The following is a 19,336-nucleotide window of genomic DNA, read 5'->3' on the forward strand; positions in this document are numbered from 1 at the left end:
TTTTGCTTAAAACATACATATTTGATTACAATATAAGTGAAAAAAAAATCCCCATGAATTCCCTAAAATTCCCTGACTGTTTTATTATTCTTAATTAATTTAAAAACTAATGAGTCATTCTGAAAATTTATTTTTATTTAAAACTAGAAACTCTCAGCAGTGCTGAGAGTTTCTAGTTTTTGAAGAAAATCGATATACTCCTGAATGTTCGTCATTTCTTCTTTGAATGTAATCACCAACAGTTATAATGCGATAGCTGTGCAAACTAAATGAAAAGTCAGCACAACTATCTTTCAACCAATCAATCAAGCATTAATATCGGCAGGATATTTTCAATTTTGGCCTCCGTAAGTAGTTTCTACTTTCTTGGCATCTCTAAGTATATCCAGTTTTATTATTTTTTTATTGGCATTGAATGTGAAGTATTGCAATCTTGTTTTACCATCGCTGTAATGGTATTCAGTGGTAATTAACTGTTTCGATCCTATAGCTTCAGATCGTAGTATTTTATAACTATCCGGACTGGGAATCTGTTCAAGCACCAAAGGTATTACCTGGTCATTTAATCCTGTGGGTATGTTGTCGGATATCCATACCTCCGGAATAATTAGAGGTTCTATTAATTCATAATTGTCTGTCTTAAAGGTCTCGAAAATAATATCGAGTTCTTTTTTATAGTCTTCCTTTTGTGCAAATGATAAAATTGGAATTAATAGTATTGCTGTTAAAACCGTTTTTCTAATTTTGTTTTTTTGAGATGAAATTTTCATGTTTTTACGTTTTTATGATTTTTAATTAATGACTGTATTATTGTTTCCGGTATGTTTCAACTTTGTTGTGTAATACTCTTTTTATAACGGTTTGTATTTCCGCTGTGTCTACGATATTCAATTCCCTGATTTTAGATTCGCTGCTAAACAAAAAATTGCCCTGATAACCAAAACGTGTCAAAGAATCAAAAAACACCGTTGCCACCCTTGTTCCGTGTTGTTCCTGGCTCGTTTTCTCGATCGTGCAAGAGTCTAAGGCAGTTAGTTGTGGTAGTACTTGCGGCAGCACCAGATCTTCAGCGCCTCGCGTTACTCCTGCAATGGTATAAGCTTCGTTGAGCAACGGCTCAATAAGGGTTTGAGCTTTAGTATTAAATGCCTTGAGGAGAATATCTAGCTGTCATGCAAACATATTGTCCGTTTGCGCCAATCCCGCCAGTGATATAAAGAATGCAACGCATAAAAAAAATTAGTTGTCATCATATATGTTATTAAAAATTAATATGATGCAAATTTAAATTAACGTTTGCCAGTAAATAGTTATTAAGACTTATCGTATGTTAATATATGTTAACGAAGTGAGGTGAGCTTTTAGAGATTTCACAGATGCAGTCAAAGTGTCTTAACATAGTAGTTTATAGCCATAACCACGACTGTTTACTATCAGGACTTTATCATCTTTAGTTAGCTTTTTTCGCAGTTTTGTAATAAAAACGTCCAGGCTGCGCCCACTAAAAAAATCATCGTCGCCCCATAGTTCTTTCAAAAGGACAGATTTATCAACAACTTCATTCCGGCTTTTATAAAGATGCAAAAGCACTTCGGCCTCTCTGTGCGTTAGTTGCTCCTCCTCCTCGTTAAATTTAAGGGACTGCCTGGTATAATTAAAAACATACTGCCCAATGGCAATCCCTTCTTTATGATTTACCGGAAGCTCTAACCTGTTCAGTAATGCATGCACCCTTACAATAAGTTCTTCCATGCTGAAGGGTTTTTTGAGATAGTCGTTGCCACCATGCTGAAATCCTTCAACAACATCGCTGGTCTGCGATTTTGCCGTAAGGAATATGATAGGGGTGTTTCGGTCTGACAGGCGTATCTCCTTTGCAAGGGTAAAGCCGTCTTTTTTTGGCATCATTACATCCAGTATCAGTATTTGGGGACTGTCCTTTCGGTAGCCCGCAAGCGCTTCCTCACCATCACCATAAATGGAAACCAAAAAGTCCCTGGTTTCAAGACTTTCCTTAATGATAAATGCCAATGAAGGTTCATCTTCTGCAAGCAATACTCTTATTTTATCAGCCATGGCATTGTAATTTTAAAGATAGTCTTATTAAGGTCGGGAACGATTTCAAGGTTTCCAAGATGTTTTTGCATAATTTCCCTGGCGTAATAAAGGCCAATTCCAAAACCTTTAGTATCGTGTATGTTTTTTTTAGGTATCCTGTAGAACTTATCGAATATTTTTTCCCTCTGGCCCTTTTCAATCGGGGTGCCATTGTCAGCTATGGTTATACTAACAGTGTAAGAAGTCTGGCTTAGGGCAACTTCAATTATATCACCTCCATATTTAATTGCATTTTCAATAACGTTAGCTACAACATTTTCAAAATGGAAACGGTCTATATGGGCATCGATAGCATTATAGGTAGAGGAAAAATCAATTTTTTTCGGTGTATTCATCTGTTGCTTCTCAACAATATCACGTAATAATTTTACAAGATCAGTCTTCTCTTTTTTTATTGTAAGCTGGTCGGTATCCAGTACGGCCGTTTCCAGTATTTTTTCAACAATAAGGTTAAGCTTATGCAGCTGCTGGTTAGAGATATCAATGAATTTTTCCGTTCTTGTAGTGTCGGCATCTTTATTAAACCTTAATATAGCTTCATTTGCACTTAAAGATATTGTTATTGGTGTTTTGAGCTCATGCGATATATTACTCATAAAGTCATTCTTGATTTCGGCTACCTGCTTTTGACGGTTAATAACCCTGAGCAAGTACAGTAAACTTGCAATTATGCTGGCAGAGAGCAGGAATGATAATAGAATGCTAAGGAAGCCTTTTTGAAGGGCCAGCGATGTAATATCAGGGAATTGCAGTTTAAGTATCGTTCCTTCTGGCAGATAAGCAGATTGAGACTGTACCGAAAGTGGTAATTTTTTTTCGCTGGTGTTACCATAGTGGGCTAACACTTTACCATTTCTGGAGTGTGTGATTACATATTTAAAATCAAAGCCTCTTTTGGTCAGTTCAGTTGTAAGGTCTGTTGAGAATTTTTTAAAATCTATTTCACCATTAATTAATGAAATTACAATTTTAGTAGCCAGGGCCTCAACATTGTTACGGTCTTCGGGTGGTAAGCCCGGGGTTATGCCAAAGGTCCGGGTTATGGAATGTGAACCCGGGGGGCTGTCGGCATCTGTACTATTCTGAATAGAGTCTTTTGCCTCATTGATCGTCGATTTTATAATGCTGTCTACCATCACCTGTACCTCCGAATTGTTTCCTACCTCGTTAAAGATCTCATTTTGCGTATCTATTGTCTTGACCGTGGTTTTGGCAAGGTCGGTATAATAGAAATCCACACTGTTATCCAGGGCTGTCTGGACATCATTAAGCACCTGCAATTTGTTAGTGCCGTAATTTTTGATGTTCCAATATACCTGTATACAGATCGTTAATAGCACTGTGGCTGCAATAGTGTAGATTATTCTATTCTGGGGCTTTCTTTCCATAATACAAAAATAGATACAATTCACGAAGAAAAAACCCGGTTAACACACGTTAACCTAAATTAACCTATTGCACTTTTCAATTGTCGTTATTTTACCACGGTAAATAACTTAAGAGCAAACACTCAGGTGTTTATAAACCAGCTTTTAGAAATATGAAGTTACCTGCACTAGCAGGGCAACTATACTTAAGTTAAGGAGAAACTGCTACAAAAGAAAAAAAAATTACAAGAATAAAATAGGAAAAAATATGGAACTACTAATTAAAAATTTAGAGAAAAAGTATAGTAATGGTGTTCAGGCCCTGGATAACGTATCTCTTGAAATAGGTAAGGGAATGTTTGGGCTTTTGGGACCGAACGGTGCAGGCAAATCAACGTTAATGAGAACATTAGCTACCTTGCAGGATGTAGATAAAGGCACTATTACCTTAGGGGCGATCGATCTACTTAACGATAAAGATGCCTTACGACAGGTCCTTGGTTACCTTCCGCAGGAGTTTGGGGTTTATCCAAGGACCTCGGCTGAAGAGCTCCTTAACCATCTAGCACTGCTGAAAGGTATAGCCTCAAAAACGGACAGGAAATATATCGTTGACCAACTGTTAATCAAAGTAAACCTTTGGGAGCAGCGCAAAAAAGCCGTTAGCAATTTCAGTGGCGGCATGCGGCAGCGCTTTGGTATTGCACAGTCTCTTATTGGGAATCCAAAGCTTGTTATTGTGGATGAACCAACAGCAGGCCTTGATCCGGGAGAGCGTAACAGGTTTTACAATATCCTGAGCGAGATAGGTGAGAATATAATCGTAATACTTTCTACTCATATCGTACAGGATGTACGTGAGCTTTGCAATAATATGGCAATCATGGATAAGGGAAAAGTGCTATTTAGCGGTTCTACCGATGACGCGCTGCTTGCTGTGAAAGGAAAAATATGGGCGCAGAAAGTGGAGAAAGCAGAAATATCGGACTATAATGAAAAGTACCAGGTTTTGTCGAGCAAACTGGTTGCCGGGCGACCGCTCATTCATATTTATTCAGATACAAATCCCCAAAACAATTTTACAATTGCTGAGGAAAACCTGGAAGATGTATTTTTTGCAAAACTTAAAGAATTAGTCTAATCCAATAGCCAATAATTATGTGGAAATTTATTAAATACGAAGTACTATACTGGATAAAAAGGCCAATGGTGTGGATATTTCTTTTCATCACTACCCTTCTGTCAGTATTCCTTTTCGGCTCGCAAGATGTTAACTTTGGAGGAGCTGTTCCAGGCCTGCATAAAAACGCGCCTTTCCTAATTGAAGGGTTCTATGCTATTTTTTCCGTATTCTTTTTAGTAATGGTAACTGCCTTTATGAATGCGACCGCAATACGGGACTTCCAATACAATACTTACCAACTCATTTTCTCTTCACCCATTAAAAAACAGGATTATTTTTTCGGGAAATTCTTTGGGGCTTCGATTATTTCGGTTATCCCGATGCTGGGGATATCATTAGGTGCCTTTCTCGCACCAGTGCTTGCCCCACTGCTTCCGGATGGCTTTAATATGGCACCACCCGAACGTTTCGGTGAAGTGGTATGGTCAGGGCATATCAATGGGATCATCATGTTCGGTGTACCGAATGTTATTATTGCTGGTGTATTGCTATACACTTTAGCACTTTTGTTCAGGAGCAACATTGTCTCTTTTATAAGTGTCATTTTTCTTATCGTAATTGCTAATATGGCTAATGGAATGGCCACGGATATTAAAAAAGAATGGATAGCCAGTATCATAGACCCCTTTGGAAGAAACCCCTTTGGCCGGATGACACAGTATTTTACCATTGCAGACCAAAACACGACCAGTATAGGTCTGGAAGGTGATTTGCTTATAAACAGGATTGTGTGGCTTGTTGTAAGTTTGGCTGTACTCTGGCTGGTATACTATTTCTTTTCTTTTCATCTTAAAAAAGAGCGTACCGAAAAAAGAAAAGAAAAACATACGTTACCGGTACCTGCGATTGCAACTGAAACCTTCTATCCAAAGATTACAGCAGGTTTCTCATTTAAGATCTTTTACAGCCTGGTCCGTTTTGAGATACGGTCGATAGTAGCTAATCCGGTATTCAAGATCGTAGTGGCTATAGGATTGATCAAGCTTATTACATCATTGAGCAGTTTTACAGGAAGCTATGGGACATCGCAATATCCGGTTACCTATACGGTAATTGATGTTATAGATACTTCTTTCAATACCTTTATGCTTGGTTTTGTCATTTTTTACACCGGGGTCCTCGTCTGGAAGGAACGCGATGCAAAGCTCAATGAGATTGAAGATGCGACGCCTGTAAAAACGGGTGTAGTCTTTGCTTCCAAAGCTTTAGCCGTGATTTTTTCGATGGCTATCGTTTTTGTCTTTACGATCCTGATCGGGATGTTGGCACAGACATTTCACGGTTATACGAACTATGAGATTGGATTGTACGTTAAGTCACTGTTAGTGCTACGCCTGTTACATTTCTCTTACCTTGTCATCTTGTCGCTTTTGCTGCATTATACCATCAATAACAGGTATATCGGCTATGTCGCTTTTATCGTTTTCATCCTATTCAACGGCTATATATGGAGCCTATTTAAAATAGATTCGCTGATGGTTTCTTTCGGAAATACCCCATCGATTGTATACTCGGATATGAACGGCTTTGGTCCATTTGTTCCGGGGACAGTCTGGTTTACCATCTATTGAATCCTTTTTACAATCCTGCTATCCTTTGTGTGTATTGCATTTTACACCAGGGCAATGAAAATACCTTTGGCTACCGATTGAATTTAGCATGGAAAAGGATAAGGAACAACAGGATTGCCATCGCGGTCAGTGCATTGGCCTACATGGCAGTTGGTGCCTTTATCTATTACAATACCTTGGTGCTTAATGATTATGCTTCAGCAGAGGAAATGGAAGATATTGTAGCTAAGTATGAAAAATCCTTCAAGAAATATGAAAACCTCGCACAACCACGGTTCCGCAGCCTTGATTTTAGTATTGACCTGCGTCCGGAGGACAGGAGCTTCAAGGCTAAGATAACCTCATGGGCAATTAATAGGTCCGGCACACCCATACGTGAGCTGCATTTCACTATGCCATTGGTGCCTGACAGCGTGAAGATCACTATTCCAAATGCAAAATTAATCCTGGATAGTGATGAATTGTACTATAGGATATATGCGCTTGACAAACCATTGGCAGCTAATGATTCTGTAATGATAAATGTTGAGGTTTCAAAGGCTACGCAGGGATTTGAGAACAGCGTGAGTTTTACGGAAGTTACCCAGAACGGCAGCTTTTTTAATAACACGGACCTGATGCCGACACTTGGATATAACAGCAATTTTGAGATGTCAGATAAAAAAATGCGTGAAAAGCATAAGTTGCCAAAGCGTGAGATTATCGCGAAGCTGGATAATAAGAATGTAAAAGCCAGGATGAATAGCTATTTAAGTAATGATTCCGACTGGGTACAGGTTAATACGGTTATAAGCACCTCTGGCGACCAAACCGCCATTGCACCCGGTTCTTTAGTAAGGTCGTGGAAGAAAAGAGGAAGAAACTATTTTAACTACAAACTGGACCATCAGTCGGTTAATTTCTATTCTTTTACCTCTGCTAAATTTGAAGTTGCCCGCACAAAATGGAAAGGTATTGACCTTGAGGTCTATTTTGATAAAAAACATGCCTATAACGTTGCAAACATGCTTAATAGCATGAAAAAGTCATTGGAGTATTACACAACCCATTTTGGCCCATATCCGCATAAACAGGCCAGGATTATAGAATTCCCACGTTATAGCAGTTTTGCGCAGGCTTTCCCAGGAACAATACCGTTCAGTGAAGGCATTGGTTTTATACTTGATCTCAGTGACCCTACCGCACATGATATTGACCAGGTATTTTACGTTGTTGCCCATGAGATGGCACACCAGTACTGGGCCCATCAGGTTGTAGGTGCAAATATGCAGGGAAGTGAACTGCTCAGCGAAGGATTTGCGCAGTACTCTGCCCTTATGGTTATGGAAAAGGAATATGGGAAAGATAAAATGAAAAAATTCCTGGAGTATGAAATGGACCGCTACCTGGGCGGACGAAGTCAGGAAACAGACGAAGAGCAGCCACTGATGAAAACTCAGGGGCAGCAATATATCCATTATAACAAAGCGAGCGTAGTAATGTATTACCTTAAAGAAATGATAGGTCAGGAAAAAGTGGATGAGGCACTTAAAAATCTACTGCTTCGCTACGGATATAAAAACGCGCCATACCCAACATCTATTGATGCCGTTAACGAGTTCAGGAATGTAACCCCACCCGAGCTGCAGTATGTGATTACAGACATGTTTGAAAACATTACGGTGTTCTCCAATAAGGTAGAAAAAACAAGCTATAAAAAGGTGGGAAGCGTATATGAGGTTACATTTACAACCGTTTCTGAAAAATTCAGGGCAGATGGCTTGGGCAACGAAACCGCGATTCCTATTAATAACTATATTGATATAGCAGTATTTGCTGAACCGGAAAATGGTAACACTTTAGGAAAGGTACTTGCCTATAAAAGGATAAAGGTTACAAAAAAAGGCAATACCTACACCCTCTTTACAAGTGAGAAACCTTATTCTTCAGGGATTGATCCGTATAATTACCTGATCGACAGAAGACCTGATGATAACATTAGACTCCAGGATTAAAATCAAGATAAAGTATACAAATTTTAAAGAGTAAAGCCTGGACCATAAAAAATGTGGGCTTCAGTTTCTGTACCCTACTTATCTGAAGGCAATATTTGTTTTGATGTCTGTCCTCTATTTGGACTACTGAAGGTAATGGGTACTATACTCGAGCTATAGTGGAGAGGCTGCCTAATCAGGCAGCCTCTCTTGTTGGGATTAGATGCTGTTTTCGATATTTCCGTTTATACTTTTCCATTTACTGATCCGGGCCTTTTCCCAAAAAAATAACACAGTAAAATCCCAAAACCGTCTAAGCCTACCGCTGGAAGCTCGATACAGGCCTGATATACCATGCCTAAAGTTTGGCTGGATCTTCAGGTTTTTTAAATATTTTAAATAAATAAACATTGAGTAAAAACTGTGTATAACCGTAAACAGCATCTTCTACAGGGATAGTAAGTAAACGAAAATTCAGGAATTCATTTGGGTTGTAATTAACGATCGGTGACTCTAAACCGGTACCGGTCAACACACCATTAACAGGGAAAAAACCTAGCATCAAAATCGTGTATACTAAAGAGGCTTGCCCTATCCAGGGTACACGGGCTGCAAAATGAAGATAAATTAGCGTTACAACTGTTATTACCGCTGTTACAAAAGTGTATATTTTATCGTAATGCAGCAAGGCTATAACTACACAAACAATGACAGTAACGAAAACAATAATATTGTTAAACGCATTAGCCCATTTAAGATTGAAAAATTTATCGAGACAGTAATAAGTAAACACACATGAAAATGGGATACAGAAAAAAAACAGCCACTCTTCTATAGGTAATCCTAGAAAAACTGATCCGGTTGTATATGCTTTATTAAACCACCACACTCCATGAGCAGTAAACCATACATCCCACGCAATAAAAGGAATAGCAGTTAATACACCAGCTTTTAAAAACGCTAAAAAATGCTTGTTGAACTGAATTCTTTTATCAAAAGAAAAAATAAAACAAATGATAACGGTTAAAAAATTAATTAACAAATATGTATAAGGTTTCATTATTTCTCTTTATTAAAATACATTCTGAAATATTTTATTGGTACCCATAAAAATCCAAAACATTCACCTTCTTTCTTTCCTAAATGTTTATGATGTTGCTTGTGTGCCCTACGAATAGACAACAGATAAGGATTTTGTGTATTTTTTAAAAATTCAATTCGTTGATGAATAAATATATCGTGTACAAAAAAGTAGGTCATTCCATAAAGAGTAACGCCTACTCCAATATAAAATAAATAATTAAAATGGTTTAATGAGCCAAAGTACATTAATACAATTGCGGGTATTGCAAAAATCACAAAAAAATAGTCATTTTTTTCGAAAGCGCCTTCACTACTGTGATCATGATGATCACGATGTAAAATCCATAAAAAACCATGCATTATATACTTATGAATGAACCAGGTGGCACATTCCATCAGCATAAATATTATGAATATTATAATAAAGTTCATACTTAGTTCTTTTACTTGTTGAACAACTCTTCCAACACTCTGTAACGGTAGTTAAAAATATTATTTAATTTTTTCTTTATGAAAAGATCATGTACTATGTTGCCGATTATACCAAATGGCAATTCATAATTCACTGTATCTATCATTAAAACACCATCAGCATTCGGAAAGAACTCATGATGATGATGCCACAGTTTGTAAGGTCCTTTTTTCTGAAAATCTGTAAAACTCTTTTCGTTATCTACCTGTATAATTTCTGTCTGCCATTTTAATGGAATGCCTAACAAAGGCGACACCGTATAATTAATAATCATTCCTTCATAAATATTTCCATCGGGTAGGTCGCTTACTACAATAAAGCCCATGTCTTTGGGAGTAATCCTGGAAAGATTGTGTGGCGACGAAAAGAAATTCCACGCACTTGCATTATCACAATAAAGCTGCTGCGTTCTTTTTAGTTGATAAGTCATTTTATATTTTTTAAGTAAGAACCGCTATTAATTCTTTCAAAAAAGTACATGTTATATTCTTATTATTGGATCGAATAAATTTTTTATCTTCTTCAATGTTTTTTCTGTATCCTAAAAATGATGGACAATTACTCTGAACGGATAACCTAAGAAGTCTAATTTCTATATTGTACGGTTTTGACATCACGGCATCTTCAATATTTTTTTTACCCTTTTTGAATGTTCGAAGCTTTGAAATAGGATTACTACTATGTTTTGCCCATATTGTTTGAAATGCTCCTAAATAAGCCAAGTGTACTGCACTTTCAGTACCAGTACTCAATTCTTTGATCATCGATTGACAAATCATTTTGTCTGAAACAGCTTTTTCATAATTAAATCTTACTGTTTCTAAATCCATGCTATACGAATTAATAGCAACACCAAGTAAGGTATAAAAAACTAAAATAATTCTTATAAATTTCATAGTATAGCCATTCTATATTGTACATAGCTACTCATCGCCAAAGAAAGTTTTTGTCCATTAGGAATACGTACCCGCTGGTTCATTATTTTGTCGGCTGGTGTATTTTTTATTTTTTTAAATAACGATAAATAGTATTTGTAGGCCAGGTATACACCAAATTTTGAAGAAGATGGCAGTTTTTTTATACCAACCAATGCTTCTTTGAATTCTGCTTCAATCTCATTTTCAATTTGACATTTAATTTTGTTATTAAAAATTTTCATGTCGATATTCGGGAAGTATGTACGTCCTAAAATATCATAATCCTCTTTTAGGTCACGTAAAAAATTCACCTTTTGAAAAGCAGAACCCAACTTCATTGCATAAGGTTTTAAATTTTCAAATATTTCCTTATTACCTTCTGTAAATATCTGAAGACACATCAACCCTACTACTTCAGCCGAACCCAAAATGTACTCTTTATAAAGATCAGAATTATAATCCATCTGATGTAAATCCATTTCCATACTATGCAAAAATTGTTCGATCAAGGGTTTGTCAATTGCAAATTTATGAACCGTTTCCTGAAAAGATTGTAAAATAGGATTCAGGGAAATACCTTCGTCTAAAGCATTCCAGGTCTCAGCTTTAAATCGTTGTAAAAGAAGCGCTTTGTCGTAATCATGAAAGCTATCTACAATTTCATCAGCCAAACGTACATAACCATAGATCGCATAAATCGACGGGCGTATAGATGGCTTGAGAGCCAAAATTCCTAATGAAAAACTGGTACTGTATTTTTCAGTGACCATCTTACTTACTTTATAAGCCAACTCATCAAATAATTTTTTCATACCTGTTTTATGTAAGGTTATTTACTTCTTTTGCAACAATTTTACCCGAAATAATAGACGGAGGTACACCTGGTCCAGGCACTGTAAGCTGCCCTGTGTAAAATAGATTGGGCAAATGCTTATTTTTTATAGAGGGTTTTAATACTGCTGTTTGCGATAATGTATTTGCCAGCCCATAAGCATTGCCTTGATAAGCATTGTAATCGTTTATAAAATCATCAACACAATAGCTTCTTTTATAATCCAGTTTTGATATCAAATCATTTATCCCTGTATGTTGTTCTAAGCGTTTAATCATATCATGTAAATAGTACTCCCGAATATTTTCATTATCAGGAAGCCCCGTTGCCAAAGGCATCAATAGAAAAACATTTTCATGCCCTAAAGGAGCTACATAAGGATCAGTTTTGGATGGACAGCAAACATAGAACAATGGTTTATCCGGCCATTTTTTATCTTTATAAATTGTATCGATATGATCATCCATATCATTTTCGAAAAATAATGTATGATGTTTCAGATTGGGAAGCTTTTCTTTAAATCCTAAATAGTAAATCAGGCAGGAAGGTGCAAATGTGCGGCTTTCCCAATACTTTTCTCCATAATTTCGTAATTCACTACTTAGTAATGTCTCGGTATGATGATAATCAGAAGAGGCAATAATGGCATCAAATTCCTTAAACTCGCCGTTTACCATTATTCCTTTGGCCACACCTTCTTCTGTAATTATTTTTTCAACATTCTGATTAAAATGAAAAACTGCACCCTGCTCTTCAGCGACCTTTTTCATTCCTAATACCAATTGATAAAATCCTCCCATTGGATACCAAGTCCCTAAAACATACCCACCATAATTCATCAGGCTGTAAAGCGCCGGAATATTTTTAGGTGAAGCGCCTAGGAAAATAACAGGGAATTCCATCAGCGCTTTCAATTTCGGATGAGAAAAATATTTGCTGACATAAGCTCTAAAATTTGAGAGTAAATCCAGTTTAAAAGCACTTACCGCGATCTTTGGAGAGAAAAATTCCGACCAACTATAGCATGGTTTGTTCACAAAATCCTGCATTCCTACTTCGTATTTGTACTTTGCAGATTTCATGAAGGAATCTAGTTTATTACCTGCCCCTGTTTCTAAAGTTTCAAACAATGCTTTGAGATCTTCATAAGATTCCGGAACCTTAACTATTCCATCTTGAAAAATCATTTCAAATTGTGGGTTTAATGATACCAAATGATAAAAGTCAGTAGCGTTATAACCAAAATCTGAAAAAAATCCATTAATAATATCCGGCATCCAATACCAGCTGGGTCCCATATCGAAAACATAACCGTTTTCTGTTTTAAACTGTCTCGCTCTTCCCCCGGGCTGAGGATGCTTTTCATAAACATGCACCTTATTACCAGCCTGTGCAGCATAAGCAGCAGCTGAAAGACCGGAAATACCTGCGCCTATTATAGCTATAGTCTTTTTAGAACCTGGTTTATTTTGCATGGATATAGTAACTATTCAGTTAATTATTATGGATTAAATATTTATTATAAACGACATCAATTAGTTGTGAAGGGTCAATGTTTTCAGCATATATGGGTTGATGAAAATGTTCTAATTTTTTAAGCAGCTTTATTAGTTCTATTTTCTCAGCATAACTAAGGCCGCCGGTTACAATTTCTGTCGCCTGCTTAATTTTTATCATATTTTGTTCTAGGGCCTCAATTCCCATTGAAGTAATCATTATGATCTTACTACGTCTATCTTCTAATGAGTCCTTCTGTTCAATCCAGCCCTGCGCAATGAGACGATTAATTATTTGCATACCAACAGGTTTCTCTTGGATATTTTTTTTAATCAGATCTGTTTTTGTCATTGCACCAAAAGCTTTTAAATTAATCAGATATATAAAATCTTCCTGCGTAGTGAATTTTGAATTATATATAGCCGATTTTGAATACGTTTTTGCATACCTGTTCATTTGTACGATTAAAGTATTTATTACACTATCAGGAGTTCTGCCGTTTTCTTTTCCTTCCCAACCAGGTTCATCAACAACATTTTGGTTCATTTTTTCACCATCAAAAATCCAACGCCTAAAACCGGCTAAATCCTTCGAATACAACTTCGAATCAATACTTGTATCAAATTTTTCAATAAGTTGAATAACTTCTTTGATAAGGTTATAGTCCATAATGGAATAGATAAAATTACTATTTAGTATACAAATATACTATTATATTTAATATTTAGTATATTTAAATACAATAAACATATTCAATAATACATAATAATTGTAGTCAGTTTGGCTGATGTAGGTATATACTATTCATAGTCAATAAGCAATAGTATGTTTATTGATTATGGAGTTTTAAATGCTTTTTGGAGATATAGGTCTTTAATCGATCAGGAAAAAGACTGGTTGCCTATGCTGAAGTGAAACTTCGCGATGAAGCCATGCAGAAATTTATTATTGAAATAATATAATCTTTTACCTCTTAGGAGTTAGGAATGGATTATACGCATTATGGTATTAACTTATTAAGAGAACAAAAAAAACACTAAATATCACTAAAAAAAATTAATCATCGAGATTTACATTCAATAAATCACTAGGGCTTATACCCATACCTTTAGCAAGTTCAAGAAAAGTTGTAAAACCAAAATTCTTGCTCCCTTCTTCGATTGCCTGAAGATCTCTACGTGTTATAGAACTATTTTCAGCTATGTCATTCGGTTCCAAACCAAGTTTAAGCCTAAATTCATGTACATGCTTTCCAAATTTCACCAACCTCTTGTCTTTAAAATGCAGCATAGTACTTTTAGTGTTTATATTACCAAACTCAAAGATAGAGGATTATCATCCTTTGCCTGCTAAATATATCTAATTCAGACTTGGAATAAATTAAAACTATCAATCAAAAAATATAATCATAAAAGACTGGCAATTTCAATCTGATTATCAACTAACTTTACTAGAGCATTTGTCTTGATGTGTATATTTATTTCAAAAAAATGAAACCAAACACAAAGCCTGAAACACATTTTATTAACCGAAGTGGCTGGCTACGGGCAGCTGTTTTGGGTGCTAATGATGGCATCCTTTCTACAACAAGCCTCGTTATTGGAATTGCTGCTGCCAGCGATTCCAGAAACCCAATTGTTTTAGCTGCAGTAGCTGGCTTAACAGCTGGTGCACTTTCTATGGCTGCAGGGGAATATGTATCTGTAAGCTCACAGAGTGATATTGAATATTTTGATTTAGAAAGAGAAAAGAAAGAGCTGGAAGAAATGCCTGAAGCAGAATTACGGGAATTAACTGAGATTTACATCGCAAAAGGGCTCCAACCTGAAATGGCTCATCAGGTTGCAATACAATTGACAAATTATAATGCCTTAAAAACTCATGCTCATGACGAATTAGGCATAAATGAGATGACACGAGCAAAACCATTTCAAGCCGCCATGGCTTCAGCAATTGCTTTTATTGCCGGTGGTGTGCTGCCGCTTGCAGTGGCTATCTTGGCGCCAATCAAGTATATGGTAATTTTCCAATATGTATTTGCCATTTTGTTCCTGGCTGTTTCTGGGTCATTAGCAGCTAAAGCAGGTGGATCTAATACAATAAAGTCAATACTGCGTATTTGTCTTTGGGGTACAGTTGCCATGTGCATTTCGGCATTGGTAGGCTATATTTTTGGTGTACAGACCATATAATTAAATCTCAAATATACTCTTTGAGTAATAGTAGTTTAGGATAACAATGTCCTTGAATACCTGCATTTTAAAAAATATCCTCCCTTCACTCCTCTTTTAAATTAAATTGTTAATTCTATAAATTTACGCCGTTTTAAGAAGTTAAAATTACATATTTCTTAGATTTTAATAGGTAACATAGCTACATTAGCAGATTAACTTCTTTTTTACACACAATTTAATTAAAGTTAAGAATAGCTGATAAAAAGTATAAGATCTCAATAAAGAATGAAAAAACTCGTTGTAATATTTATTAGGCACAACAATTTTATACTGAATAATAATTTAGCTGCTACTTAATTTTAATAATTAAACACACATTCAATTATGAAAAAATTAATGAGAATTTTGGGGATTTTTATTTTTGTAAATGGGGCATTGATTTCTTGCAGCGACGATGATTCGTCAAATCGGCCAGAAATATCAACTCCAATCGAAAGTGCACAAGGAACATATTTAGAAACCGAAAACAACACTGGTAAATTTAAAATTACATTACATGCTGCTGAGGGTGACTTTCAATTGAATTTCGTTTCAGATCCTGTAGCAAACAGCAATTTATTAGAAGCTGAGTTAAAATCAACTAAATATAGCGTAGCACAAATAGCGGCATTGTATTCTATCACGACAGACAGTTACTTAACTAAAGAAAACGTACAATCTAAAATTGTTTCTGGTGAACTAACCGTAGACAGATCAGAAGAAATATACACTATTAAAGGAACTTTAACCAATGAACTAAACATTTCTTATAAAGTTGACTTTAAGGGACCAATCGATATTGAACCAGTATACGATATTCAATATGATAAACAAAACGGATGGTATTGGGGAGATCAAGAATATGATCATCCAAATATAGCTGAATATATGGCGTATTTTGCGCAGGGAGAAACCGATAATTACGGTGAATTAAAAGGAGACGGTTATTATATTTCTTTGTCATTTTATAATAATATGGCACCAAAAGCGTGGGAAGCAAAGATTCCAAATCAAACTTACAAAGCTTCATCTGAATATAAAGTAGGATCATTTCGTATTGCTACCCAAGAAGATATAGAAGATGGCGCTCAATATTATGCTTTTGCATCATTTAAACATAACAATAGTAAAGAAGGTATTGCAAAAGAAGTGTTTATTACAGACGGTTCGATCAAGGTAATGGACAACAAAGACGTTCAGGAAGTTCGTTTTAACTTTGAGCTGCAGGACGGTTCAAGACATGTTGGTAAATACATTGGAAAAGTAAGACAGGGAGACGAATATACAGTAACCACATTAAAAGCCGACAGACAAGTTGGTCAATTGGATCACGGTTATATTGAATATAAAGGAAAATCACCAATTGCAGGTAAGGAAAACAATAGATGGGATATTTACATATTAAATCAAAATGTAACAACTTATCCAGAATATTATTGGGCTAGTGAAGGAACAGGCGATTTCATGCGTATAAGTATTTACACTCCTACAGAAGTATCCACAGAAATTCCAGCCGGTACATATCCGATTGGAGATGAAAATGCAGGAAATGCAGGTATAGGTGCGGGATCCGAAATCGGTCTTGAATTTGGAACTTGGTTTTTTGAAATGAAAAATGATGATTTCACTAATTACGCACCGATTAAAACCGGAAATGTAATTATTAATAAAAATAATGGAGTTTATACCATTAATTTACAAGGAATGGATGACAGACAAAACACGATCAAAGCAAATTATTCTGGTGAATTGACTTTTATTAATAGTGGAGATAGAACCTCAAAATCTTCTAAAATGAAAAAAGCATCCGGAAAAATAAACATGTATGACTGGAAGAAAAATTCAAAAACGAATAAAACGTTTAAAAATTATTTAAATAAATAATTATTGAGAATACTAATTGCTTCTTATTTTTTTTTATAGATTAATCATGTAAAAATACTATTATACTATATACAAAATGAGATTCAATCAACTATATCAGCATCATTTTCACACTGGCTCAAATGCGAGAAGGAAATGATATGTAGTAATCTAAAATAATTTCTAAACCCGTTTGAGTAAAATCAGACGGGTTTTTTATTTAATCCAGCTCCCTCCTTCTATTTTTATTTAGGCACTATTTCAAATAACAATGAGTAAATTAAAATTGCCGTACACAAAAGCGGCAGGTTAAGTAATAAATCACTTGAACTTCTTAGAGAATGCGGGATAAAGCTTGAAAAGTTGGTAAAGAAGCTGTAAAACTAATAATTGAGACAAAAGATAATGATGAATGCTTATTCAAGAATGAAGCCGCTGATCTTTTATTTCAATTTCTCATTCTTCTTAAAGCAAAAAAATATAATTTAGAAGATATTGAGAAAATTTTGAAAAACAGAACTAATTAAAAGGATACTTAATCTATACAACAGAGCCGTTAAAGGAATTGTATCAGAGATAATAAGAACTATATTTGCAGCCTTGGCAGTTTTGCTATAATTGAATCTGATTTATATGATTACGAAGGATGAACCTATAACTCCAAACACTATAAGCTCTGAACAAATAGAGCAATGCATTGCTCTCTTGACCGAATTAAATAATAATACCGACCAGATATTTGATATTCCAAAAGAGCAGCGAACAGCCTTGATTAAAGCCGCAGGCCAATTTTCAAGACCTGATCGTGATGAGCTAGTCCGTAGAAAAAAAGACGGGAAATTAGCTTTAAAGCGAAAAATGGAGAAGAAAGACAGAACAGCCCGTAAAGTAACCGGAATACGCGAGGCTCGTGAAGCCATTGTCTTTAATGCACCCAAATTATTAAGTTTTAATGATTTGTCCAATAAAGAGCAATTAGAATTACAAACACCAAGAAATTGTTATGTATGCAAAACGCAGTTTACAAAAATGCATCACTTTTATGATACAATGTGTACCGATTGTGGCGACTTTAATTATGCTAAACGCTTTCAAACAGCTGACGTTGAAGGACAAATAGCAGTTGTAACAGGTTCACGTTTAAAAATAGGTTATCATATTACCCTTATGCTTTTGAGAGGCGGCGCTACAGTCGTAGCTACTACTCGTTTTCCTGTAGATTCAGCAATACGTTTTGCTAAAGAACATGATTTTATGGAATGGGGACACCGTTTAAAAATTCATGGATTAGATTTACGACATATTCCAAGCGTAGAAATTTTCTGCAATTTTATAGAACAAAAATATGGCCGATTAGATATACTTATTAATAATGCTGCCCAAACCGTAAGACGACCAGCTGGATTCTATACACATTTAATGGAAAATGAAGAACGCCCGGTTGATTCTTTACCTAAACAGGTACAGGATTTATTATTTGATCATACCGGTTGTTTGGAGCAGCTTAAAGTATTAACCATAGGTGCTTCGCCCAATCAAAATATGCCGGTAACATGGCATGGACCCGAACCGGGGATTGGATTACGAGCTTCAGCCAAATTATCACAGATACCTTATTCTTTTGATAATACGCTGGTTGCACAGGAAGTTTTCCCTGAAGGTGAACTAGATGCTGATTTACAACAGGTTGATTTAAGAAAAACAAATAGCTGGCGCTTAAAATTAGGCCAGATTGAAACGACTGAAATGATAGAAGTCCAATTGGTAAATTCTGTTGCTCCTTTTGTATTATGTAACCGCCTTGCAGAAGTAATGAAGAAAGATAATACGGGGCAAAAACATATTATAAATGTTTCTGCTATGGAAGGTAAATTTTACTATGGTTTTAAAGACGACCGCCACCCGCATACCAACATGGCAAAAGCAGCATTAAACATGTTAACACATACTGCTGCAGCTACTTTAGCAAAAGATGGTGTTTTTATGAATGCTGTAGATACAGGTTGGGTTACAGATGAAGATCCTGCAGAATTAGCTAAAAGAAAACAAGAAGAAGAAGATTTCCAGCCACCATTGGATATTGTTGATGGAGCCGCCAGAGTCATGGATCCTTTGTTTGACGGCATTAATACCGGAAAGCATTGGTGTGGAAAATTTCTGAAAGATTATAGACCAATTGCATGGTAATATTTGGAGACCATCTATCTTTTAGATGTAATCATATCTCTATCAGAAAATTGAAACGTA

18 protein-coding genes and 1 pseudogene are annotated in these 19,336 nt (G+C 35.8%); 7 read left to right on the forward strand and 12 right to left on the reverse strand.

Annotated features, from left to right (window positions below):
* Positions 1-332: 332 nt before the first annotated feature.
* From EPI11_RS14085 to EPI11_RS14100, 4 genes are all read right to left on the reverse strand, one after another.
* Complete coding sequence (locus tag EPI11_RS14085) at positions 333-770, reverse strand: hypothetical protein (RefSeq protein WP_128390622.1); 438 nt, start codon at positions 768-770, stop codon at positions 333-335.
* A 37-nt stretch (positions 771-807) separates the two neighbouring features.
* Positions 808-1,113: a hypothetical protein gene (locus tag EPI11_RS14090; RefSeq protein WP_128390623.1), complete on the reverse strand. Its 306-nt coding sequence runs from the start codon at positions 1,111-1,113 to the stop codon at positions 808-810.
* Positions 1,114-1,392: 279 nt separating this feature from the next.
* Positions 1,393-2,076 (reverse strand): response regulator transcription factor, encoded by a 684-nt coding sequence (locus tag EPI11_RS14095; protein WP_128390624.1) that lies wholly within the window; start codon positions 2,074-2,076, stop codon positions 1,393-1,395.
* Complete coding sequence (locus EPI11_RS14100) at positions 2,061-3,506, reverse strand: sensor histidine kinase (protein ID WP_128390625.1); 1,446 nt, start codon at positions 3,504-3,506, stop codon at positions 2,061-2,063. The genes EPI11_RS14095 and EPI11_RS14100 overlap by 16 nt, the downstream gene beginning before the upstream one ends.
* 247 nt (positions 3,507-3,753) lie before the next feature.
* Here EPI11_RS14100 and EPI11_RS14105 point away from each other — a divergent pair, with 247 nt between their 5' ends.
* From EPI11_RS14105 to EPI11_RS14115, 3 genes are read left to right on the forward strand one after another with little or no spacing between them, the layout of a single operon-like run.
* On the forward strand, positions 3,754-4,626 hold the full coding sequence (locus EPI11_RS14105; RefSeq protein WP_128390626.1) for an ABC transporter ATP-binding protein: 873 nt from the start codon (positions 3,754-3,756) through the stop codon (positions 4,624-4,626).
* Between the two features lie 17 nt (positions 4,627-4,643).
* Positions 4,644-6,239: an ABC transporter permease gene (locus EPI11_RS14110; protein WP_128390627.1), complete on the forward strand. Its 1,596-nt coding sequence runs from the start codon at positions 4,644-4,646 to the stop codon at positions 6,237-6,239.
* On the forward strand, positions 6,236-8,233 hold the full coding sequence (locus EPI11_RS14115) for a M1 family aminopeptidase (RefSeq protein WP_206619127.1): 1,998 nt from the start codon (positions 6,236-6,238) through the stop codon (positions 8,231-8,233). Before EPI11_RS14110 ends, EPI11_RS14115 begins: the two co-directional genes overlap by 4 nt.
* Before the next feature lie 337 nt (positions 8,234-8,570).
* Here the strand turns inward: EPI11_RS14115 and EPI11_RS14120 are convergent, their stop codons facing one another.
* From EPI11_RS14120 to EPI11_RS14155, 8 genes are all read right to left on the reverse strand, one after another.
* Complete coding sequence (locus EPI11_RS14120; RefSeq protein WP_128390629.1) at positions 8,571-9,272, reverse strand: lycopene cyclase domain-containing protein; 702 nt, start codon at positions 9,270-9,272, stop codon at positions 8,571-8,573.
* A complete protein-coding gene (locus EPI11_RS14125; protein WP_128390630.1) occupies positions 9,272-9,727 on the reverse strand; it encodes a sterol desaturase family protein in 456 nt (151 codons plus the stop codon). Before EPI11_RS14125 ends, EPI11_RS14120 begins: the two co-directional genes overlap by 1 nt.
* 11 nt (positions 9,728-9,738) lie before the next feature.
* Positions 9,739-10,197 (reverse strand): SRPBCC family protein, encoded by a 459-nt coding sequence (locus tag EPI11_RS14130; RefSeq protein ID WP_128390631.1) that lies wholly within the window; start codon positions 10,195-10,197, stop codon positions 9,739-9,741.
* 10 nt (positions 10,198-10,207) lie between these two features.
* Positions 10,208-10,663, reverse strand: a complete 456-nt coding sequence (locus tag EPI11_RS14135) for a hypothetical protein (RefSeq protein ID WP_241657633.1) — start codon at positions 10,661-10,663, stop codon at positions 10,208-10,210.
* Complete coding sequence (locus tag EPI11_RS14140) at positions 10,660-11,496, reverse strand: phytoene/squalene synthase family protein (RefSeq protein WP_128390633.1); 837 nt, start codon at positions 11,494-11,496, stop codon at positions 10,660-10,662. Before EPI11_RS14140 ends, EPI11_RS14135 begins: the two co-directional genes overlap by 4 nt.
* A gap of 7 nt (positions 11,497-11,503) precedes the next feature.
* Positions 11,504-12,991: a phytoene desaturase family protein gene (locus tag EPI11_RS14145; RefSeq protein ID WP_128390634.1), complete on the reverse strand. Its 1,488-nt coding sequence runs from the start codon at positions 12,989-12,991 to the stop codon at positions 11,504-11,506.
* A gap of 19 nt (positions 12,992-13,010) precedes the next feature.
* Positions 13,011-13,682 carry a MarR family winged helix-turn-helix transcriptional regulator gene (locus tag EPI11_RS14150; RefSeq protein WP_128390635.1) on the reverse strand — a complete coding sequence of 224 codons (672 nt, stop codon included), beginning with the start codon at positions 13,680-13,682 and terminating at the stop codon, positions 13,011-13,013.
* Positions 13,683-14,069: 387 nt separating this feature from the next.
* Complete coding sequence (locus EPI11_RS14155) at positions 14,070-14,303, reverse strand: helix-turn-helix domain-containing protein (protein WP_128390636.1); 234 nt, start codon at positions 14,301-14,303, stop codon at positions 14,070-14,072.
* Positions 14,304-14,503: 200 nt separating this feature from the next.
* On the opposite strand from EPI11_RS14155, the gene EPI11_RS14160 reads away from it, so the two are divergent.
* The 4 genes and pseudogenes from EPI11_RS14160 to EPI11_RS14175 all read left to right on the forward strand — a co-directional run bounded on the left by EPI11_RS14160 (position 14,504) and on the right by EPI11_RS14175 (position 19,276).
* Positions 14,504-15,205: a VIT1/CCC1 transporter family protein gene (locus EPI11_RS14160; protein WP_128390637.1), complete on the forward strand. Its 702-nt coding sequence runs from the start codon at positions 14,504-14,506 to the stop codon at positions 15,203-15,205.
* A 366-nt stretch (positions 15,206-15,571) separates the two neighbouring features.
* Positions 15,572-17,110: a hypothetical protein gene (locus EPI11_RS14165; protein ID WP_128390638.1), complete on the forward strand. Its 1,539-nt coding sequence runs from the start codon at positions 15,572-15,574 to the stop codon at positions 17,108-17,110.
* Between the two features lie 338 nt (positions 17,111-17,448).
* Positions 17,449-17,616, forward strand: a pseudogene (locus EPI11_RS19165) (pyrophosphohydrolase domain-containing protein); the annotation flags it as partial.
* Positions 17,617-17,722: 106 nt separating this feature from the next.
* Positions 17,723-19,276, forward strand: a complete 1,554-nt coding sequence (locus EPI11_RS14175; protein ID WP_128390639.1) for an SDR family NAD(P)-dependent oxidoreductase — start codon at positions 17,723-17,725, stop codon at positions 19,274-19,276.
* Positions 19,277-19,336: the final 60 nt, after the last annotated feature.

Source organism: Flavobacterium cerinum (assembly GCF_004028155.1).
In the GTDB taxonomy this organism is placed as follows: Bacteria; Bacteroidota; Bacteroidia; order Flavobacteriales; family Flavobacteriaceae; genus Flavobacterium; species Flavobacterium cerinum.